The 22,121-nt window shown below is 35.0% G+C and carries 14 protein-coding genes; 3 read left to right on the top strand and 11 right to left on the bottom strand.

Translation table 11 applies throughout. The features are described 5' to 3' along the window. Positions 1-12: 12 nt before the first annotated feature. The 10 genes from BLV64_RS00755 to BLV64_RS00710 all read right to left on the bottom strand — a co-directional run bounded on the left by BLV64_RS00755 (position 13) and on the right by BLV64_RS00710 (position 18,226). Positions 13-4,824: a T9SS type B sorting domain-containing protein gene (locus tag BLV64_RS00755; RefSeq protein WP_092131161.1), complete on the bottom strand. Its 4,812-nt coding sequence runs from the start codon at positions 4,822-4,824 to the stop codon at positions 13-15. A 120-nt stretch (positions 4,825-4,944) separates the two neighbouring features. Beyond that, on the bottom strand, positions 4,945-6,780 hold the full coding sequence (locus BLV64_RS00750; RefSeq protein WP_092131159.1) for a T9SS type B sorting domain-containing protein: 1,836 nt from the start codon (positions 6,778-6,780) through the stop codon (positions 4,945-4,947). Positions 6,781-6,826: 46 nt separating this feature from the next. Further along, on the bottom strand, positions 6,827-9,220 hold the full coding sequence (locus BLV64_RS00745; protein ID WP_092131157.1) for a T9SS type B sorting domain-containing protein: 2,394 nt from the start codon (positions 9,218-9,220) through the stop codon (positions 6,827-6,829). A gap of 1 nt (position 9,221) precedes the next feature. After that, a complete protein-coding gene (locus BLV64_RS00740) occupies positions 9,222-12,563 on the bottom strand; it encodes a T9SS type B sorting domain-containing protein (RefSeq protein ID WP_092131155.1) in 3,342 nt (1,113 codons plus the stop codon). Positions 12,564-12,665: 102 nt separating this feature from the next. Further along, positions 12,666-13,499, bottom strand: coding sequence for an ABC transporter permease (locus BLV64_RS00735; protein WP_092131153.1), 834 nt, complete (start codon positions 13,497-13,499; stop codon positions 12,666-12,668). A gap of 40 nt (positions 13,500-13,539) precedes the next feature. Next, on the bottom strand, positions 13,540-14,442 hold the full coding sequence (locus BLV64_RS00730) for an ABC transporter ATP-binding protein (protein ID WP_092131151.1): 903 nt from the start codon (positions 14,440-14,442) through the stop codon (positions 13,540-13,542). A 209-nt stretch (positions 14,443-14,651) separates the two neighbouring features. Continuing rightward, a complete protein-coding gene (locus BLV64_RS00725; RefSeq protein WP_092131149.1) occupies positions 14,652-15,176 on the bottom strand; it encodes an IS1096 element passenger TnpR family protein in 525 nt (174 codons plus the stop codon). Between the two features lie 22 nt (positions 15,177-15,198). Continuing rightward, a complete protein-coding gene (locus tag BLV64_RS00720; RefSeq protein ID WP_092131147.1) occupies positions 15,199-16,233 on the bottom strand; it encodes a COX15/CtaA family protein in 1,035 nt (344 codons plus the stop codon). A gap of 1 nt (position 16,234) precedes the next feature. Then, on the bottom strand, positions 16,235-17,650 hold the full coding sequence (locus BLV64_RS00715) for a CCA tRNA nucleotidyltransferase (RefSeq protein WP_092131145.1): 1,416 nt from the start codon (positions 17,648-17,650) through the stop codon (positions 16,235-16,237). 15 nt (positions 17,651-17,665) lie between these two features. Then, entirely contained in the window at positions 17,666-18,226 is a 561-nt protein-coding gene (locus tag BLV64_RS00710) for an L-threonylcarbamoyladenylate synthase (RefSeq protein ID WP_092131143.1), read from the bottom strand. A 126-nt stretch (positions 18,227-18,352) separates the two neighbouring features. On the opposite strand from BLV64_RS00710, the gene BLV64_RS00705 reads away from it, so the two are divergent. The 3 genes from BLV64_RS00705 to BLV64_RS00695 are packed head-to-tail and all read left to right on the top strand — an operon-like array spanning position 18,353 to position 20,909. Beyond that, on the top strand, positions 18,353-19,435 hold the full coding sequence (locus BLV64_RS00705; protein ID WP_092131141.1) for a DegT/DnrJ/EryC1/StrS family aminotransferase: 1,083 nt from the start codon (positions 18,353-18,355) through the stop codon (positions 19,433-19,435). Positions 19,436-19,438: 3 nt separating this feature from the next. Continuing rightward, positions 19,439-20,074: a PglD-related sugar-binding protein gene (locus tag BLV64_RS00700; RefSeq protein ID WP_092131139.1), complete on the top strand. Its 636-nt coding sequence runs from the start codon at positions 19,439-19,441 to the stop codon at positions 20,072-20,074. Between the two features lies 1 nt (position 20,075). Then, the gene (locus BLV64_RS00695) at positions 20,076-20,909 is read left to right on the top strand and encodes a glycosyltransferase family 2 protein (protein WP_092131137.1); all 834 of its coding nucleotides are present in this window, start codon (positions 20,076-20,078) and stop codon (positions 20,907-20,909) included. Here the strand turns inward: BLV64_RS00695 and BLV64_RS00690 are convergent. Further along, a complete protein-coding gene (locus BLV64_RS00690) occupies positions 20,906-22,003 on the bottom strand; it encodes a glycosyltransferase family 2 protein (protein ID WP_092131135.1) in 1,098 nt (365 codons plus the stop codon). The two genes, BLV64_RS00695 and BLV64_RS00690, sit on opposite strands and share 4 nt — an antisense overlap. Positions 22,004-22,121: the final 118 nt, after the last annotated feature.

Here is a 22,121-nt window from a genome sequence, read left to right as displayed (position 1 = left end):
TAAAGCAATTGTCTAGCGGCGTAGCGCAAAATGGCCTTTCACCTCAAAAGAAATCCCGTCTTTCAACACGTCTGCAAGGAACCAATAATCTGTTGCTGGCATAGCGTGGCCATTGTAATTACCATCCCAACCACGGTCATTGTGCTTTAATACTTTTAATAATTTACCATAGCGATCAAATATTTTAACGACTGTTCCTTGCAGTCTACTAACACCAGAGATATGCCAAGTATCGAAATAGCCATCACCATTTGGGGTCATAAATTGTGGAGCATCAATTATAGCAACTTCTTTTGTTGTAGAGTTGCAGCCATACAAATCAATAACTGTAATGGTATGAAGACCCAATGGAACGTTGGTGAAAAGGTTAGATTCTTGAGGTATTTCATCATTTAATTGGTAAAGGTAGTTTCCAATCCCAGAAATGCTTACAGTTATATTATTAGGGTTACTAAAATCTATGGTTTCTGTAAAGTGAATTTCGGCACTCTCAGATTCTTGAACATTAAAGGTTGAGGTTTCATTGCATCCAAAAGCTGTTGTTACGGTTACCCAATAGCTTCCAATATGTTCTATAATTATATCTGCTGAGGTTTCTCCTGTAGACCATAAATACGTATCTGAACTGTACCCTGTGTCTGCCGAAACTGTCAGTGGTAAATTGTCTAAACAAATCACTTGATCTGTAATGTCTACCTGAGGTCTTTGATGCACACGGGTAGTAAAGGTCGTTATGGTATAACACTGTGTTGTATTGTTTTCTAACCGAATATAGAAGGTTTGGTTATGAGCTGCCGCATATATGGTATCTGTAATCGGGTTTGTACCATTTTCTGCATCTTCTTCAGTATCAAAATAAGTTACCGTGTAGTTGTTGGGGTTTAAATTCCCTAAAACTAGTGCAGTTTGTTGTGACAAATCGAAGACCAAAAACCCATCAAAATCATCATCACAGGCTTCAAGATCAGGAACTGTCTGAGCTTGTGGTAAAGGGTTTACTTTAAAACTGAAACTATTAAAAGAAACACAATGTGTATCCATAAACTCTGCACGAACATATATCGTTTCGTAGTTGGTTTCATATTGATAGTAACTGCTTAACGGGTTAGTTTCCAATACAGCATCCTCTTGAGTCGCATAAAAGGATAAGTCAACACCTTCTTGGTTTCCAATGAGATCTGGGATTACCGTGTTTAAATCGAAGGCGTTATAATAGTTTTCACAGGCTTCTATTACTGGTAATGTAGCAATAGTAGGCGGAAGATTAACAATTAATTCTATAGGTACAGATACCGAACAATTAGAAATGGTATTTGTAACTTCAATATAAACCGTTTGCGGATTCGAAGTGTTGCTATACTGTGTAGGGTCGCTAATTGGGTTTGTATTATTTTCTAGATCTGTTGTATTTTCATAATAGGATATGACCGTATTGTGTTGACGTATTTGAAGTACTTCAAGTTCTGCTAGTGTTAAGTCAAATACAGAAATACCATCCATGTTTGTGTCACATACAACCATATCTGATGCCGTGTTAATTTCAGGAGATTGTATCACGCTTAATGTAAATGAAGTGATTCCATTACAGTAAGAATTGTTATCGATATTCACAAAAATCTCTTGCGGATTAACGGTATTTGTATAGGTGTTTGGTAGTGGGTTTACTTGGTTTTCCGCATCTTCTTGAGTGAGGTGAAAGCTAATATTTAAAGTGTCTGCGATGTTTAGTGCAATTTCATTAACAACTTGAGATAATGAAAATTCCTCAACGCCATCATTCGAAATATCGTCGCATAGATTTAAATCTGATGGGGTATTGTAAACCGGTAAAGCGTGGACTTCTATGTTAAAAGACGATACACCATAACACGAGCTGTCGGTTGTGTTCTCAACGCGAACATAAATTGTTTGTGATTGAGAGGTGTTCGTATATACTTCATTTTTATTAATCGCATTAGTTCTAGCTATAGCGTCGTTTTGAGTTTCAAAATACAACACCTCTTTTCCTAACTGTCCGTTTAATATTTCATTGTCTTTTTCTGAAAATAAAAAATCAGCGAATTGATTACCATCACTTTCACATCGAATAAACGTAGAAATTGTACCAAATTCTGGTAGTGTGTTGACGATAATAGTAATAGGAACTACAGCAAAACACCCTGTTGTAGTATAGTTTACTTTGGCATAAACTGTTGACGTTTCTGCTGGGTAATTTTGTGTGTTAATAATTTCATTAGTACTGTTGTTAAGGTTGCTTATTGAAGTATAAAATTGTATTTCAATAGCATTATCTGTAGAAATAGAAGGTTTTAGAGCCTCTAAGTTTACAAGAGACATACCATCTTGATCATTATCACAAATGATAATATCTGCTACCGGATTGGTAGCAGGAGCGGGTAAAACCGTAATCGATAAGGGCGCGATATCATAGCAGCCAGAGTTGGTACTGCTTACGCGAACATATAACTCTGTAGGGTTTTGACTGTTATTATACAAGTAAGGTAGGGCATTGGTGTTTAGCTCAGCGTCTAATTCCGAAGTAAAATAACGTACCGATGGCGTGGTTACGCCTTCCGATAGAAGGGAGTTAAAGTCCGCCAAGTTAATGGTAGTTAAGCCATCGTTGTCTGTATCACATACGGTTAAGGGCTCCGTATTTAATAGGTTCACCGATGGCGTAACAAAAAGTTGAATGCTCGTAGGGTGTGAGCACGTGGGATTTTCTATAATTAGATATAAGGTTTGCTCGTTAGTCGAAAGATAAGGAACAGAGGGATCAATAGGATTTGTGTTGTTTTCTAAATCATTTTCAGACTCAAAAAAGGTTATAGAAACATCAGAGAGGTCGTTCGTTATAACATCACTTATATAATCAAGATCAAAAGGTGTAGCGCCATCATCAGGAGCGACATCACAAGCACTAAAGTCTTGAATATTAGTTCCTGTTTTTAAAATGTTAGTGTGTAATTCTATAGGTACAATAGCATAGCAGGAATTAGAGTCATTTTCAATTCTGACGTAGACTATTTGAAAATCCGGAGTGGTATTGGTTACGTCACTAGGGTTTTCAATAGGGTTTTCTCCGTTGCTAGCGTCTGCTGGAGTAAGATGAAATGTAATAGTTGTATTCGTATTATCAGTAATAATGGCGTCTATTACAGACGTTAAATCAAAACTAGAATAGCCATCTTCTTCCAAATCGCAAGCATTTAGTTGTTGTGTCTCGTTGTTTACGGTTGGTCCTTCTTCAAAATTTATTTGAAGTGTCGTTGTGGCAAAGCAACCCGTGTTAACATTAACGACGCGAACATAATATGTCTCTGTCGTAGATTGTTGATTGTAGGGTGATGGAATGGCGTTATATCCTGTATTAGCATCATTTTGAGTATAATGGTAGGTGACACTCAACAGGGGATTGTTATTGGTAATCTCAGCGTCATTATCGGATAAATAAACGCTCGGATTTCCGTCACTACAAATTGAAATCGGATCTAAGGTTGTAATTTCTGGAAGACTATTAACAATTAAGTTGACTGTAGAAATATGGACACAACCACTGTTAGTGTCTATAGCTCTTATAAATACTGTTTCAGGATTTGTGGTGTTGCTTACCGTACTCAAAGGGTTGCTATTACTCTCGGCATCCCCTATAGTGGAGTGATAAGATATGGTGTAATTTGAAGACGGTAAACTGGCTAGCATTTCACTTCCCTTAGTGGTTAAATCGAATAGTTCTGTACCATCATTACTACTGTCATCACATAATTCAAAGTCACTAATAATCGGCCCAGTTTGGATGGTCTTTAAAGTAACCTGAATAGAATCCTCAAAAGTACATGTTGAATTACTAAAAGGAACTGTAACTTGTACCGTGTAATTTCCAGAGCTATTTACCGATAGGGTACTTGCTGTTTCACTAGGAAGTAGCGTGTTATTTTCATACCAGGCATATAGAGCTTGAGGATTATTGGTTTCTGCATTTAATTGCGCTGACGCATCGCAGGTTGAAAAGTCAGAACCTAAATCAATACTATCAGTAAAACTGTTAGCTTCTATAAAAACGGCCGAGTCAAAATTTCTATCGTTTTGATCGGCAATCACAAGTTTAATATGATATTGTGTATTCGGTAGGATACTGGCTGTCGCCGACATCACGGTTGTTCGTCCGTTAAAATTAGTGTCTCCAATATTATAGCCTTCAAAATAGTTTTCATTTTCAGCAGGGCAAAATCCTACAATGTCGTCATGAATAGTATTTGTATTTACTGGGGTTGTAGTTCCAGGTATTAAGGCTATATTTTGATAAGCTTCAGTGGTTCCAGCTTCTTTAATTAAAAAAGCAAAACCATCAGAATACAGACAAGGGTAGTCTCCATAATATTCTTCAGATGCCAATATGTAATTGAATTGAATAGTGTTAGACGCCGTTATAAAATCGAATTCTATAGAAGTCGCATTTAACGTATTCGTTATCCCTAATGCCGATTCTAAATCTGGATCTGTAAGCCATGTTGAGTCCCCTTCATTTAATGGATTTGTATTAAGACCACCACCTGCAGAATTCACATCGCCTGTCGATAACATAATTCCATTTTGGAAAGGGAAATTAGAATTTTGCTTATCGAAGTATCCAAAACTTGCAAACCCGTTAACACTACCGTTAATTGTAGAGGTGACATTAGTAATTTGTACACATCCTTGTGCTAAGTTGTTTTCTATTAAGGCTTGTGCAGATAAGGTATTGTCTATTCCTATTTGTTGCCCATGTATTTGAGCAATAAAGCAAATAAAAATACTCGTAAATGAAATGTACTTATTTAACATAGATAAGGAGGCTTCGTGTTAAATCAGTCTAAAATCCAATCTATTAAACCATCGACTAACGGTGCAAATTTAGCGATTAATAGTTTAAACGCAAGTATATTCGATGAAATACATTAGTTTTTAATAGTTTAAATACACCCAACCGGTCATTGGTTTGTATTTGTCATCATTTAAATGCAAGACGTAGAAGTAGGTTCCTGTGGGAACACGGTGTCCATCGTTGATTCCGCGGTTTGCAATGCCGTACCATTTAAGGTCGTTATTACCTTCAAAAATTAAAGTTCCCCAGCGATTGTAAATGAGTAATTTGTGTTTTTCAAAGATGGTATACAGTCCCGTGATATTAAAATGGTCGTTTATACCATCATTATTTGGCGAAAACCCTTCAGGAATAAATGGCGGACAATTTTCTGTAAGTAATTCGAAAGTGTAAATGGCATAGCAGCTTGATGTTTCAGCTTTCAAGTAAATGGTCTGTGGAGTGGTTAACGACTGGTAGTAGTTGGTTAGGTTTATAGGGTTAAAATGTGTTTGTAAATCGGCGATAGACAGGAAGTAATAAAGATTACTATAAGATCCATCAATTTGGCTTTCTATTTCTGTAAGATCAAAAATAGCGGTGTTGTTTGTTAGATCACAATTAGTTAGTGGGTCCAACGGTATGACTTCTGGTAAAGGGATTAATGAAATGTCTTGAATTGCAGTGTTATTTGTTTCAATAATCTCAATCACGCTTCCTGTGCCAGTACCGTTATCATCGACGATAACCGTTAAGTTAAAGTTGTCAGGAATAGAATTTTGAATTTGAAAGGTAACAGTATTCGACTCTGAAGCACCTATTGCTATAGGTTCGAGTGTTGCGGTCACACCAATAAGTGCATTATTAGCATAAAACGCTATGGGGGTATTGGTGGGTAAAATATCTGTGCTATTCAAGTTGTGAACCGTGAAATCGATTTCCAAATCTCTAGTTCCACAAGTCGTATAATAGGCATCGATTGTTATCGTCGCATCGGGTAGTTGACTATTTAAGACTGTAATGATGTTATTCAGTAAAATTAAATCTGCTTGGAAAAAACCGTTGCTATCATATCCTCCTGTTGTTAATTTTATATCTACGGATGTGTCTCCAATGGCTATATTGTTTTCTATATTATAGACATCTAAATCTCCATTGTAAAAAGTCGTAGAATTTGTAAAGGAATTGGTGCCATTAAAAGCGTTATCTGCTGCATTTAAAGGGGGGTTGGAAATAATATTTCCGTTAATGGAAAGGCTTTCGCCGTAATTTAATGCGTTATCTCCCTCCCAGGCTAGGAAACCTATTTTCGCGTCGTCATTGTCTAATACATTTACGTTTTCCAATACAATTATTTTTTCTTGTACATTTCGATTTATAATTTCTAGACCTTGAAATAGATTCACTTGATTTAAGGGTAGTGCTGGGTTTTCGTACACTATATATAAACTCCAACCCGCAAAATTGGTGCGGTTTTCACAGTAGCCAGGAATACTTAATAAGATGTTTGTAATATCTAAGTCTGATAGCGTATAGCTACCATTCCCAGAGCTAAGAATTAGGTCGGTAACATTAGCCATACAAGCAAAATACGTTAGTGTGCCATAAGTAGCGTCTGAATAGTTAGTCGTATAGGTGTAATCTGCAACAATAGGGGTGTCATTAAAATTCACTTCCAAATCACCGCTTCCAGAACCTGCCCAATATAAATAAGCGGCAATTATGGTGCAGTTTGTATCTAGGTTTAAATCGGCTTGGGAAGATGCTAAAGGCTCGCAAAAACTGTGATCCAGGTTATTTTCGGCAGGGTTTAAAGTGTTTCCAATAGCGGTATAATCATAGCGGCCGTTAAACTGTTCGAATAGTGAGATTTCTTGACTATACAATACTGTGTTAACACCTAATAGAATTAAGATTAAATAAACCGTTCTTAGCATTTCAGAAAAAATCTTTCCTAAAAATACAATTTATTTTTCTGTATTCTTAGCGTTTTAAAGTGAAATGACTTTTAAAAACGCGACCATCCTCTAGCGTAACAAAAAACCAATAATCATTTGTTGGTAGCGGTTTGCCATTTAGAGTACCATCCCAACCACGACTTTCAGGTTTGATTTCGGTAATAAATTTCCCAAAACGATCAAAAATATGAATCGTTGTATTAGGCTCAACTGTTGCTGAAACACCGTAAACTTGCCAAAAGTCATTAACTCCATCTCCGTTAGGCGTAAAATAATGCGGAAAATCTAAGATGGAAAAAGACATTTCAGATATACCGCAATGGTTTTTATCACGTACATACACCGTGTGAATACCTGGGCTTATATTTGAAAAGTGGTTTGAGTTTTGATAAATTCCATTGGTATCATCTAATGCAAATTCATAATCTCCTAAACCGGAAACAGTAATAAATGCATTTGTCGCTGAAGTTTCAATAGCCTCAATTGTTGCTATGCTAGACGAGTTAACCTCAACAGTACGTATTGCCGAACAACCATCTGGGTTTTCAGGGGTGATTGAAGTGTTTTCTGTAATGCTAACGGTATAAGTGCCGGCACCACTGACAGTAATATGTGAACTTGTTTGACTGTCCTCGGACCATTCAAAAGAATAATGACTTTCCGGTAAAGGTAAATTACCTACGTCAATTGTAACTGTGCTATTGCCATTATCGCAAAAGAAAACAGCTTCATAATCATCTATATCTGGACTATTTAAAAGTATAATTTCAAATTGGCTTATACTATAACAACCATTACCATTTGCGTTATTTAATCTTACAAAAATCGTATCGTTAGTGGTAATTGTATATTGTAAAGGGGTTAATATTGGGTTTGTATTGGAAATCGCGTCATTTTCTGAAGTAAAAAAGCTAAAATTAAAATCAGAGGTACTTTGAATGTCAATCGGGATGATACTATTTAGGTTAACGTTAATTGGCGTCGAATCCTGAACGTCACAGACAGAAAGCGGGTCTAAATCTAAAACAGGTGGTTCATCAGCTATGGTTAATAGACGATATAAAATTTGTGTTTCACCTTCCACTTCGAATGTGATTGTAATGCTATAGTCTCCAGGAGCTGTAAATACATGTGTAGGGCTCATAAGGTTAGACGTATTGTTTGCTCCAGAGGCAGGATCTCCAAAATCCCATTGAATACTTGTAATAGTAGAAGCTGTATCGATACTAAATTCCGTGGTGTCCCCAAAACAAGTATTGTTAAATATATTAGTAGCATAAAAATACGATTGTATAAATGGTGGCAGTCCTAATGTAGACAGTTTATTAGCCCCTAAATTAAGGCTGCCAGAAACGTAATTACAGCCTAGTCCTAGTAGATTTGGTGAGTTTATAACCCCTAGAGTTGTTGAATTCGATTTAGCGACATAAATTTTTCCATCTATTGCTTGTTGCAGGGCCCCTAAAAGTCCATCTTCTTCTATAATTATAGTGTCTGAATTCATTATTTGCGAAGCATTACCTGCAGTCAGATCGTATTGATGGATTTTAGAAAAATCTGATCCGTCCCTTAAGATTTCCGTAATGTATAGAATTCTACTATCGGGTGAAAATTCGCAACCATAAGGTCCTAAGTTTTCCGAAGTAAAATTATTAATGGTTACTGGATTAGTTAACATCCCTGTAGCCGGATTAAAATCGAAAATTTGTACTTCGTTATTCGTATAAGATTTTACGCAAGCAATTTTTTCTTTGTTTGGTGAAGCTTTTAGGTAGCCTATAGTGTTGTTTAAGTCACCTTGATGAAAAGACCCTACAGAGCTAATTACGGGTATAGTATTTACACCATTTAAATCTACTAAGTAAGACATAAACCTGTTACTTTCCCATTCGTGACCAATAACCCATACACTTTCGCCATCGGCGCTTTCTACAGCTGTTATTTTTTCTGTTGAAGTACTTAATAACATGATGTTTTTTGTGCCCGTAATCGCGCCTAAACCGTTGTCTAATAACATGTCAACTTCCGAGTATCTTAATCCATTTGATCCTCCGCGAGCGTCTACAGTAAAAATATAATAGATTGTATCACTGTTAGGTTTAGGAATTATAATCGCCGACTGTGTGCTAGATCCGTTTCCCGTTAATCCAGTTCCGTTGACCATGATCTGATGATTTTTATTCCAAACGGTAATACCATCTGTATAAAATAACAAGGCACCTAATTTGGTAGATATGCTAGCACATCCTTCAGCGGTATTCAGTTCTCCATCTAAAGTAGGAATAGGGAAGCCGTTATTGAAGTTTAATCCTGCACCCTGACCAAAAAACCAATTTGCACTCTCATTTTGAGCATCTAATTGAAAGGAGTAAAAGCAAAAGGTAGTTAAAATTAAGTATAGAAAAAGGTTCTGTTTCATTTTATCTTTTTAAGGTGAAATGGCTTTTATAGATACGCCCATCTTCTAGCGTAACATAAAACCAGTAATCACTTGTTGGTAAAGGGTTGCCATTATATGTGCCATCCCAACCTCTACTCGAAGTATTAATCGTTGTAATGTGTTTTCCGTATCGGTCAAAGATTTTAATATCTGAGGCGGATTGAAATTTTGAATTCACGCCATACACCTGCCACGTGTCATTTATACCGTCTCCATTAGGAGTAAAATATAAAGGGAACCCAACTACCGAAATAGTTTGATTTACGATACCACAGTTATTTTTTAAATCTTTTACTAACACCGAATAGATACCTGGTGGAATGTGTGTAAAGGTGTTACTCTCTTGAAAAGGTGTCGACTCGCCATCTTCGTTGACTAGTGCATAATGGTAGTCGCCCTCCCCAGAAGTTAAAATGGTAATAGTATTATCACGAATAAACCCATCGGTAATATCAATAGCGTTAATCGTTGCTATGTTAGATGGTTCTACAATAATGGTTCGTGTTTTAGAGCAGTTTGTATTCGGGTTAGTGACAGTAACTGTATAAGTTCCTGTCGTGTTGATTTCAATATTTTGTGTCGTTTCACCTGTAGACCAATCGTATAAAAAATGGTGAGGGTTTGCATTGATAACTCCGCCATTTAAAGTTATGGTTTCAGGAAAGTCGTTTAGGCAATAAAAAAGCGAGGCGTCATTACTTAATTCTGGTAGCGGGTTAATCGTTAATAATACGTCACTAATTCCGTAACACGCATTGTCATTTTCTACACGTACATAAATAGTTTGTGAGTAGGGGGCAGTGTTTGTATAACTAAAATTAGTAGAACCCGCTTCAATAATAGGGTTGTTTTCTAACAAGGCGTCATCATAATTTTCGTAATAATTAATCGTTAAATTTTGAGGTAAACCGTTTAAAATATCACTTGTAAAAGTACTTAAGTCAAAGGTGTGTATGCCATCTTCCGATCCTATAGTGTCGCATACAGGATCTGCGATATAATTATTGATCTGTGTTGTGCTGACTTCAATAGTTAGTGTAGTAAAGTTTTCACAACCTGTTTCGGTATGTGTTGCTTTTACATAAAGTTCTTGCGGATTCGTAATGTTATTATAAGCTAGTGCATTAATAGGGTTTAAATTGTTTTGAGCGTCAGCACTAGTTAAATAGAAGGAAACACTAATGTTTTCTGTTTGATTATTTAGTAAAGCGGCATTGGCTTCTGTTAAATTAAATGTTGTAAATCCATCGTTAATCCCATCTTCATCACATTGATAAAGGTTGGAAGGTACAGCATCAGGAACAGGGTTTATATTCAAATTGAAAGTACCAGTGACATAACATAGTGTATTATTTGGATTTTCAATACGAATGTAAATAGGTTCTACGAATGCGGTTTGATTAGTGTAATTATCTGGTAGTGGATTTAAATTATTTTCAGCATCACTCAATGAATTATGGTAAGATACTTCAAAACCAAATGTATTTTGATTATTTAAAATAGCTGTATTAAAACTAGTTAAGTTTGTCTCGAAAAATCCATCGGTTGGGTTCGCATCTAAATCACAACTATTAAAATCCTCCAATTCAGGTAGTGAAGGCATAGCTGATAATGAAATTGTAACCGATGTCGTGTCGTAACAATTCGAATTTCCTGAGTTTTCTATCCTTATGACAAGATCTACTGTTCCCGATTGTAAGGTGTAGTTATTTGGTAATTCATTCTCATTAGTGTCAGCATCATTTTGGGTATTAAAATATTTAATAGTAAAGGTTGAAGGGTTTTGATTTAGAAGGACTTCGGAATTGATTGAATTTAAATTTATCATTTCTGAATTGTCATTATCAATATCACAAAAATAAACTGTGTTAGGTTGATTGGCAATTGGAATAGTGTAATAAGAAACAATAGCTATTCCTTCCAAGGTATTACAGTTCCCGCTGTTTAAGTTTATAATAACCTCATAGGTTCCATTTTCGGAAACCTCCAATTCATAAGGAACATTAGAATCGGTAGGAGTAATTGGGGTACCGTCTTGAGTCCAATTGTAGGTTGCTCCTGTAATATTTTCTGCAGTTAACGTGTAGCTTTCCCCTTCACATAATGGTAAAGACGTTGTGTTTATATTGTCTTGAATAATATCGATTTTTTGACTAAAGAAAGAGGTGATAAAGGGTGGTAATCCTTGACGTGAATCTCTTCCATTCAGACTTACAGCGTTATGAATATAATTACTTCCTGTTCCTATGGTATTAGGTGAGTTAATAACACCCAAAAAAGGCAGTCCTGAATCGTAAGTAGAACTTAAAGCCCTGTAAATTTTCCCGTCAGGACCTAATTGTAATCCACCGCGATATAATGTACGGTTATCAATAACTATTTGACTACCTGAAATATTGTTGTCGGATAAATTGTATTGAATGAGTGAAGATATGTGATTGTTAGGATTTTCGTTTTCGGACTGCGTTTGGAAAAAGTCATTAGATGACGTTACATAAAGTAATTCACTATTTGGTGAAAATTCAACACCATAAGGTTTATTACTATTCTGAGTATTTATATGAAGATTTTGACGATTAGTAACTGTTCCAGTTTGTTTATTAAAATCGGCAATAAATAAACCGTCTTGTGCATTAGCGCATGCTAAACGATTTCCATCTGGAGAAAATTTTAAATTACCTCGTGTATCATTAATACTAACGTTAACGTTTGACGTTACTGCATTAGTGTTTACACCTGAATTAGAAACTTCATAAGCGTGAAAAGTGTTCATATTTACTGTGCTTGATCCGTTGGCATTGGAGAAGGCAATAACCCAAATATTGCCGGTAGTACAATCTTTTAATACTGCTGAGATTTTCTCTGAACATGCAGGTAATAAATTTATGTTTTTAGTTATTACGGCTTCATTACCACTTGCGGCGTTCATGTCTACAACTGAATAATTTAGGCCCGTATTATTTTGATTTGAGCCAACTGTAAAAATATAATATATATCAGGATCATTGGGTTTAGGTACAATTATCGCAGATTGGGAACTTGAAGCATCACCTAAAAGCCCCGTTCCATTTGCAATTACATTATGTGCATTATTATATACAGTGGTGCCATCAGTATATAAAATTAAACTACCATTGCTGTCAGAGATTGTTGTACACCCTTCTACAGTAGATAGTTGTCCGTCGGTTAGAGCTGTTGTGTTTCCTGTATTTATATCAAAATTTATACCCGCATTATTACCGAAGTACCAATTAGAGGCTTCGTTTTGTCCATAGGAAAATACAAAGCATAATAAAAATAACAGTAAGAGATTTTTTTTCATGTTCTAAAGATAGTAATAGCTATCAAATATATCATATTATAAGAGAATAAAATACAGATTTACTATTAAATTACAGTCGTAATAAAGGAGGTGTTTAGGCGTTTACAAGTCTCTTTTTTGTAGCAGTTTATAAGAAAATATAACAAAAAGACTAGTCCAAAATAGCACTATAATAATATTGTACCAATGTACGGTGTAGTCAAAATTAAATTGTTCGCCTACTTGATTAGCCATTTCTTTAACAGCACCTAAACGAGAGAAAGGCTGCTTAATTAAATTTGACATCGATTGGAGTGGAAAGAATTGTGTAATAGCATCTGCATATTCTGACGTTTTATCCCATAGGTTTAAAACAATTCTAGCAAAGCCTTCGGCCATATACCAAACAAATAAAAATCCCAAGGCAAAAGCCGAGCGTTTTATTAAAATCCCTAGGAATAAACAAAACGAAAAGAAACCAAGTAATTTGATAAAAAAAGCAACTATATATTCTAGATCAGAAAATACGATACTAGTTTCGGTAAAGCTCGAAAAAATATAGCCTAAAGTCAGAGAGATTATAAATACAAAAATAGTGGAAACTAGAGCGAAAACAGCAACTGTTAGAAATTTAGAGAGTATAAATTCTTTTTTGCTTAAACCGTCTATTAAGTTCTGTTTGATGGTTTTATTACTGTATTCATTAGCCATCATACTTACAATGACTATAGCTAAAAAGAACTTCAGAGCTGCTGCTACATAAGTATTAAAATGCCATATATAAGGGAAGTTAAAAATGCCTTGTTCCGCTAAGTGAAACTTGAAAAAGCCAAAATCAAATTTGATCGCAGCGATAAGAGCAATACAAGATAACAATATAAAATAGGCGAGGATAAGAATCTTACTCGCTCTATTATTCCAAAGTTTTATAAATTCTATATTTAATAATCGTAACATAAGTATGAGTTTTACTGAAGTGTATTCAGAGTGTTTTTGTTTAAGATGACGTGTTGTCTGTAAGCTTTAAAAATTGTTCTTCCAAACTTTCTTTTCTTAGAACCAAATGCGAGAGAGGGATGCCGGCATTAAACAGTTGCTTGTTAAATTCTGATGCAGATAAGGGCGTGTTTAAAAAAGCGGTTATCAAATCGTCTTTTCTTATTGTTTTTTCAATGGAAGGATGTGATTCTAAAAACGAAATAAGAGAGATGTTGTCCTCACATTTCAGTTCGAAAAAACCGTGACTAGATATCATTTCATCGACGCGACCAGAATATAGTTTTTTTCCTTTTCTTAATACCACGACATGAGTGCATACTTTTTCGACTTCATCTAATAAATGAGACGCTAATAGGATAGTGGTACCTGTACTTGCAATTTGTTGTATTAAAGCACGAATTTTATGTATACCTTGAGGGTCTAAACCGTTTGTTGGCTCGTCTAAGATTAGAATTTCAGGGTCGTTTAATAAGGCTGAAGCGATTGCTAAGCGTTGTTTCATTCCCAAAGAAAACGTTTTAAATTTACTATCTTTTCTATCTATAAGATCTACCAGTTCTAATTTCTCGTTAATCTTAGAGGTGTCAATACCTTTTATCTTACACACTAATTCCAGGTTTTTGTACGCTGTCATATAGGGGTAAAAATTCGGACGCTCTATTATGGCGCCTACCTTTTTAAGTGCCTCGTGAGTGGAAACAGTACCGTCAAACCATTCAAAATCACCACTGGTTTTATTGACTACATTTAGTGCAATACCTAAAGTGGTTGATTTCCCACTTCCGTTAGGACCTAAAATGCCATAGACATTTCCTTTTTTAATGGTAAACGATAAGTTATTAACTGCAGTTAGTAGGCCGTATTTTTTAGTTAAATTAGTAATGGTTAGTATGGTTCTCAAGATAAATTTGTTTTTGGTGAGTTAAAAGTAAGACGGTCCAAGCGTCTTTTTGTTACATTTATTTCCAGTAAACGCTAGTATAATTTTTACAAAGTACTCATTCTATAGTTTTATTACTCACTATTTTTATATAAAAAAAGCTAAAACAAATAAGGGGTAACTTATTCGTTTTAGCTTTCAATATTGTCGTTATCTTGGATACTAGTACTTTAGTTCCAGTTTTCGTCGAAATTTAAGTTGTCGTAATCATTAATATCAAAATCATCATCGTATTCATCATAATCATCATCGCCATCTAAGTTTTCTGCTTCAAAAATTTTGTCTGGTGCTTCATCAGGTACTTGACCTTTTACAAACATCAAATTTGGATAATCAACACCTTCAGTTTCTTCTGCAATTTCAGCAAGTTCCACGAAAAAGGTCCACATACTTAAAAAATCGTAAACATATATCAGTTTTGTTTGCGCTTCATGAACGGTATCAGAAAGGCTAGTCTCATTCATTAGCCTCACGCTACTCTCGTCATCACTCAAATCAAAAAGAGAAATCTCTTCGCCTTGATTCCACTCATCATCACTTAAGTAAAATGACGCCATTTCTGTGCCATCAAAACCAAATGCTTGATTGATTGTATTGTGTAAATCTTCTAAAGTATCGGTTTCTCTTATTTCTAAATCGCGAAAAATATCGTCTTTAGTATCGTTATCTAAGATGACTCTAAATCTATAAATCATAATCTTTTATTAAGCTGCAAAGTTACAAACTTTGAATTTTATTTTTAGGTTTTGAACCTTCTAATATCAAGTAAAACTGAAAACCAAATAGAATACTTGCTAATACAATATGAAGCGATTGTGTTCCAAAAGGAAAATCGAAGTTAGCCATTAAAATACCAGTAATCGTTTCCAGTATTAATAACAAAATAACCCAATTAAGTTTATCGTGTTTTAGATGGTGTTTTTTATTGATATATAGTAAAAGAACGTTTACCGCAAGGACTAAAATTGAAAATGAACGGTGGATATAAAAGCTGATTGGTGCATCGTTCAGCCACAGGGCGTTCGTGCCATAACCCAATGCTTTTATTTGTTCGTCTATAAATTGTCTTACTTGAGTACCCAATACAATTTGAATTAAAGTAAGTACTGAAGAAAAAATCAATAACTTATAAAAAAAGGCATTGTACTTAAAGGGCTTTCTTTCGGTTTTAGTTATATAAATCAAGTATAAAATAAAGGCTACAATTACCAGTGCCATAACCATATGAATGGTTATTTTATAAGGGGATAAGTTAGAATCTACAACCGTTTTTCCTAGCCATGCTTGGAAGCCCATGCTAAACAAAATTAATACCGAGAGTAGTGGTATCCATATGTTTTTTCTCCAAAACCAAAACGACATGACGGTAAAAATTAATATCGGAATACCGGATAAAGCTCCCGACAAACGATTTATATATTCTACCCACGTGTGGACAGGGTTATAAGTAGCATAGTCGTGTTTGGTATAGGGTTCCCAATGCTCTAGGTTTAAAGTGTCCCCTGAATTAAAATTGCTTTTCGCAACTAGAAGCGCTTCGTCTTTTATTATTACGATTCCTTTTTTATATTCGAAATGAGGTTTAAATTCTAATTCAGAAGCTTCGGTAGGAGGTATGTAGTAACCAAAACATTTTGGCCAATCAGGACAGCCCATTCCAGAACCTGTCATACGTACAACAGCACCAGCGATAATAACAACGTAAACTAAAACTAAAGCTGTTTTTACTAATGTTCTAAATTTTTTATGCATTTTAAACGTGTTTTAAACCTAATTTCTCTCCTTCTTTAAGCATTAAATTAAATGCGGCCTCGTGATCATTAGGAATATCTCCCTCTAAAATGGCTTCTTTAATCGCTTCTTTAATAAGTCCGATCTCGCGAGAAGGTTTTAAATTGAAGGCTTGCATAATTTCTTCACCGGTAACTGGTGGCTGGAAATTACGAACTTGGTCGCGTGCTTCGACTTCGATTATTTTTTGTCTAACAATTTTAAAATTGTTGTGGTACTTATTAAATTTCTTCGGATTTTTTGTTGTGATATCCGCCTCACATAAGGTCATTAAATCATCCACATATTCTCCAGCATCAAAAATTAATCGGCGAACAGCAGAGTCTGTTACCGTATCTTGGGCAAGAACAATAGGGCGTGAACTCATAAAAACAAGTTTTTGAACAAACTTCATTTTTTCATTTAAAGGCATTTTTAAACGCTTAAATAAATGATAAACCATTTTTGACCCCTCAAATTCGTGGGCATGAAAAGTCCAGCCTGTTTTTTTATGAAAACGTTTTGTCGGTGCTTTTCCTATGTCATGTAATAAAGCGGCCCATCGTAACCAAACGTCATCGGTATGTTTTGCAATATTGTCTACCACCTCTAGCGTATGGTAAAAGTTATCTTTGTGGGTTTGGCCTTCCACCTCGTCAATGCCTTTTAAAGCCGTTAATTCCGGAAGGATATATTTTAAAAGCCCCGTTTTTTCTAAAAGTAAAAACCCTTTAGAAGGTACTTTGCTTTCTAAAATTTTGTTGATCTCTACAACGATACGTTCGTTGGTGATAATTTTTATACGCTTACTATTTCTAGTAATTGCTAAAAGGGACTCCTTTTCAATCTCAAAATCTAGTTGTGTGGCAAAACGAATAGCGCGGAGCATTCTTAACGGGTCATCGCTATACGTAATGTCAGGATTTAAAGGGGTTTTTATAACTTTATTTTCGAGGTCTTGAACGCCATTAAAAGGATCTAAAAGAGCTCCGAAATGTGTTTCTGATAGGTTGAGAGCTAAAGCATTAATAGTGAAATCACGACGGTTTTGGTCGTCTTGAAGCGAGCCGTTTTCAACTACAGGATTTCTACTGTCTTGGGTATACGATTCTTTACGGGCACCAACAAACTCTACTTCTATATCTTGATAGCGCAACATGGCTGTACCATAGGTTTTAAAAACCTGTACTTTTGGTTTATTAGGCAGGTTTTTTGCAACTTGTTTTGCTAAAGCAATACCGCTACCAATGGCCACAATATCGATGTCTTTAGCGTCGCCGCGTTGTAATAAAAAATCGCGAACAAATCCCCCTATAACATAGCTGTCAAGGTTTAATTCGGCTGCAGATTTAGATATGGTTTTAAATATGGTATGCTGTAATGCTTCTTTGTAATTCATCGCTTTCTTGCCAACTTACTCGCGAATAATTTTTATAGATCCGCTAGAACTGAGTTTAAAAATACTAGACGGTTTTGTGTTTTTAGTTTCGCTTGGCAAATTTACAACATAATCCACACCTTTTAAAATGACCTCGCTTATTTCTTTAAACGATTTTGGCGTGGGTTCTCCCGAAATATTTGCAGAAGTTGACACTAATGGTTTTCCTAATCTCCGAATTAGCTTTTCACAAAACTCGTGCTTTACAACACGAATGGCTAACGAGTTGTCTTCGGCAATTAAATTCTCGGCAACTCCAGCAGGGTTATCGTAAATAATTGTGGTCGGTGTAACCGATAAATCTAAAATGTCGTAAGCGACATTAGGCACCTTATCGACGTGTTTTTCTAACAGGCCGTAGTTGTGAACCAAGCAGATCATTGCTTTTTTCTCTGCGCGCTGTTTTAGCTTATAAATCTTATCTACAGCTTCAGCATTAGTCGCATCACAACCAATACCCCAAACCGTATCTGTAGGGTATAATATGATACCACCCTTTTTTAAAATCTCGTAAACTTTGTATATTTCTTCTTTCATCGTTGCAAAGGTCTTGAATTTTCTGTTAAAACGGCTAATGCATTACTAAATAAAAGTCCTTGTAATTCATATTAAAGCTTTAAATTTGTCGTTTATAATAGCAAAAATAGTTGCTAAATTGTATTTATGATTAATGTTACCCAAACTTTTTTACCTCCTTTAGATGAATATACGCTCATTTTAAACCGAGCGTGGCAGAATAAATGGATTACTAATAGAGGAGAACTTCTTGTAGAATTAGAGGCTAAATTAGCTGCTTATTTGGAGGTGGAGCATTTTTTTGTAACTACAAACGGGACCTTGCCATTGCAAATTGCAATAAAGGCCTTAGGAATAACGAAAGAAATAATTACGACACCTTTTAGCTATGTGGCAACGACCTCAAGTATTGTTTGGGAAAATTGCACTCCTGTTTTTGTCGATATAGAAGAGGATACCCTCACTATCGATTGCAGTAAAATGGAAGCCGCCATTACTAGTAATACCGAAGCTATTTTGGTGACTCATGTCTTTGGGAACCCATGTGATATTGAGGCTATTACAAAATTGGCAAAAAAACACAATCTTAAAGTCATTTATGATGCCGCTCATTGTTTTAATGTACAGTATAAAGGGCAGTCTGTTTTTAATTATGGGGACGTAAGCACAGTTAGTTTTCACTCTACAAAATTGTTTCATACCGGTGAGGGTGGTGCGATGTTTATGAGCGATAAATCTTTATTTGATAAGGTCTATTATCATCATAATTTTGGGCACCATGGTCGTGAGCATTTTCATGGCCTAGGAATTAATGCTAAGGCTTCGGAGCTTCAAGCAGCTATGGGTTTAGCTGTTTTACCATATATGGATACTATAATAGAAAAGAGAAAACAATTAGTTAATGTGTACGAGGCGGCCCTAAAAAAAATAGATGACATACAGTTAGTAAAAACACGAGAAGGAGCAACACGGAATTATTCGTATATGCCAGTTGTTTTTAAAGATGAAGATACGCTTTTAAGGGTTAAGACCGCTTTAGAAAAGAATGCTATTGTACCAAGGCGCTATTTTTACCCTTCTTTAAACACTCTCGATTATGTGCACGCTAAAAAGGCTATGCCAGTGTCAGAATCCATTTCAAAACGGATCCTTTGTTTGCCATTATACTTTGAGCTTAAAGAAGAAGAGGTAAATTTAATACTATCTATAATTATTAAAACCATTCAATAAGTTTTGAAACCAATTATCTACTTAATAGGCGTCGGGAATTATACAGAAGTTATTATCGAACTTGCTCAAGATTGCGGTTATGATGTAAAAGGACTTTATCATTATAATAACGACAGAACAGGCGAAATAGTAATGGGTATCCCTATTTTGGGGTGTACAGAAGACGTGTTTAAAAAGAATATTAGTCAGCTAAATTTTGCTGTAACTATGGGTGATAACACTGTGCGATGTCAGGTTGCAGAGAAATTACGAGAGTTGGGAGCTGTCACACCAAATTTAGTGCATCCTAAAGCCTTTATTAGTCCGTCGGCAACACTAGGTTCTGGTTGTTTTATTCATTTAAATGCTAAGATTAGTACGCATTGTACTTTAGGTGATGATTGTGTTATTGATTTTAATAGTTTAGTTGCACATCATGCGCGCTTAGATAATGGGTGTTATTTATCATCATTATCTATGGTAGGCTCTTATTGTAAATTAGGCAAGCGGGTGCTTTTGGGGATGAATGCCTTAATTATTCCTTTAAAATTAATATTAGGAGATGATTGTGTTGTAGGCGCTAAAGCAAACGTTACAAAATCATTCCCGGAAAACACTGTGCTTATAGGTAATCCTGCTAAGCCACTAATAAAAAAGTAATATGGAACCTTTATTGAGTATTTGTTGTACCACCTTTAATCACGAAAAATATGTTAGAGAAACTATTGAAGGCTTTTTAATACAGCAAACGAGTTTCCCTATCGAGATTATTATTCATGATGATGCTTCTACAGATGGAACAGCAGCTATTATAAAAGAATATGCTGATAAAGACCATAGAATTGTAATCATTTTACAAGATGAAAATCAATTCTCCCAGAAAATTAAACCTTGGCGTAATCATGTGTTTCCCAAAGCGAAAGGAAAGTATATTGCTTTATGTGAAGGAGATGATTATTGGACCGATCCGCTAAAACTACAAAAGCAAGTCGATTTTCTTGAAGCAAATAATGATTTTGCGTTATGTTTTCATAATAGTAAAAAGTACTTTCAAGAGACCGGTACTTTCGAAATTAATTTAGCGTCATCAGACGTTGCCAATGTAACAACTTCCGCGGATTTGGCGGACTATAATTTTATAGCCACTCCAACGGTCGTAATGCGTAATAATTTTAAATTGGAACCTTGGTTTGATTTGATGCCAGTTGGTGATTGGCCGTTGTTTTTCATTCAAGTTCAAGATAAAAAAATAATGAAACTTAACGATTATATGTGCGTTTACAGAATACACGATAAAGGCGTTTGGTCTTCGGCAAGTGAGAAGCAGCGACTAGAAATGGATGTAAACACCATAAAACCGATCTTGGATAATGTTGCCTTACCTAAAGCTGCCAAGGCTGCTTTAAGTAAAAAATATAAAGAAAAGCTAGGTACACTAAAGAAACTAGGTGAAAAGCCCGGTTTTAGCTTTAAGAATTTCTTTTCTAAATCTTAAAACACCTTTTTAATTCTTCTATTTTTTGATTTATTAATGGCATTTGCTTTTTTACGTATAATAATTGATTTGAGTTTTCTAAAAATCGTTGAAGAGTTATAGTAGCGGAGGTATGCTACTATGTCTTTGGCTTCTAAGAACTCAACTAATTTGAAATTGTACTGTAGTTTTTCTTGTTCATCACACAGAATTTTAGTTGTTCTTTTAGAGAGTGTTTTATAAAAACTGTCTTGAATTAAAATAGTAGCTTTTCTTTTTTCTTCCGGATTTAGTTTATTGAAACAATGGTTTAATGCGACTGTTTTTAAGTGTATTAAATATGCCGAAATGATTTCCTTGTGATTTTCAAGTTCAGTGTTACAGTAATAACTAGAATAAATGTATTCAATAATATAGAGATAAGCTTCTAAATTTTTTAGGCTGAAATTATTTGTAATAGAATCAGCGTTAGACACATTATAAAAGTATGTAGGTTTGTCATTAAAAGTAATGCCTTTCGCATAAAATAGTGTTTCAAAAAACCAAAGTTCATCTTCGTGTAGTAAGCCTTTTTTAAATTCTAATCTGTAATCAATTAAAAAGGATTTCCTATAAAGTCTATTCCAAGCGACGCAAATAAAAGGCTCTTCGATAGCAAGAGATAATAGAGATTTTGAGTTGTTAGTGTATATTTTTAAAGATTTTGGACTGTGTTGTAAGAAATCTTTTATGTTTGAGTTTTGACCCTCGGTAACTGCGCATTTTCCAAAAACAATATCGATATCTTCATTAATTAGAGTGATAAGGTTTTCTAAGGTAAAGCTCGCAATTAAATCGTCTGAGTCAAAAAAATATATAAATGCGCCATTTGCTTGTTTTAATCCAGCATTTCGTGCGCTCGATAAACCCTTGTTTTCTTGGTGAAAGTATTTGAAACGAGAATCTTTTTTACACCAATTTAAACAAGTTGCGGCTGTATTATCTTTACTACCATCGTCAATCAAAATGCACTCCCAATGCTCATATGTTTGTAAATAAACACTTTCTAAAGTATTAGATATGAATTTTTCTACATTATAACACGGAACGATTATAGAAATTAAAGCTTGAGTCATATAAATATTTATAAAAAGCTAAAATAATTTATTTAATTGAATTTTGACTTTTATGTCGATGAAATAAGAGATTTGAAAAGTAAATTAAGTTAGAACGAGTTCATATGAAACCTCTAAA

The organism is Bizionia paragorgiae (assembly GCF_900107625.1).
Classification (GTDB): domain Bacteria; phylum Bacteroidota; class Bacteroidia; order Flavobacteriales; family Flavobacteriaceae; genus Bizionia; species Bizionia paragorgiae.
Note: the sequence above shows the minus strand (reverse complement) of the source record. Positions and strands in the feature narration are given on the sequence as shown.

Excerpts from the sequence above, each read along its gene's own strand:
- BLV64_RS00740 (WP_092131155.1), bottom strand. The coding sequence starts at position 12,563 with ATGAAAAAAAATCTCTTACTGTTATTTTTATTATGCTTTGTATTTTCC.
- BLV64_RS00710 (WP_092131143.1), bottom strand. The coding sequence starts at position 18,226 with ATGAAAGAAGAAATATACAAAGTTTACGAGATTTTAAAAAAGGGTGGT.
- BLV64_RS00745 (WP_092131157.1), bottom strand. The coding sequence starts at position 9,220 with ATGAAACAGAACCTTTTTCTATACTTAATTTTAACTACCTTTTGCTTT.
- BLV64_RS00755 (WP_092131161.1), bottom strand. The coding sequence starts at position 4,824 with ATGTTAAATAAGTACATTTCATTTACGAGTATTTTTATTTGCTTTATT.
- BLV64_RS00705 (WP_092131141.1), top strand. The coding sequence starts at position 18,353 with ATGATTAATGTTACCCAAACTTTTTTACCTCCTTTAGATGAATATACG.
- BLV64_RS00750 (WP_092131159.1), bottom strand. The coding sequence starts at position 6,780 with ATGCTAAGAACGGTTTATTTAATCTTAATTCTATTAGGTGTTAACACA.
- BLV64_RS00720 (WP_092131147.1), bottom strand. The coding sequence starts at position 16,233 with ATGCATAAAAAATTTAGAACATTAGTAAAAACAGCTTTAGTTTTAGTT.
- BLV64_RS00725 (WP_092131149.1), bottom strand. The coding sequence starts at position 15,176 with ATGATTTATAGATTTAGAGTCATCTTAGATAACGATACTAAAGACGAT.
- BLV64_RS00715 (WP_092131145.1), bottom strand. The coding sequence starts at position 17,650 with ATGAATTACAAAGAAGCATTACAGCATACCATATTTAAAACCATATCT.
- BLV64_RS00735 (WP_092131153.1), bottom strand. The coding sequence starts at position 13,499 with ATGTTACGATTATTAAATATAGAATTTATAAAACTTTGGAATAATAGA.
- BLV64_RS00695 (WP_092131137.1), top strand. The coding sequence starts at position 20,076 with ATGGAACCTTTATTGAGTATTTGTTGTACCACCTTTAATCACGAAAAA.
- BLV64_RS00690 (WP_092131135.1), bottom strand. The coding sequence starts at position 22,003 with ATGACTCAAGCTTTAATTTCTATAATCGTTCCGTGTTATAATGTAGAA.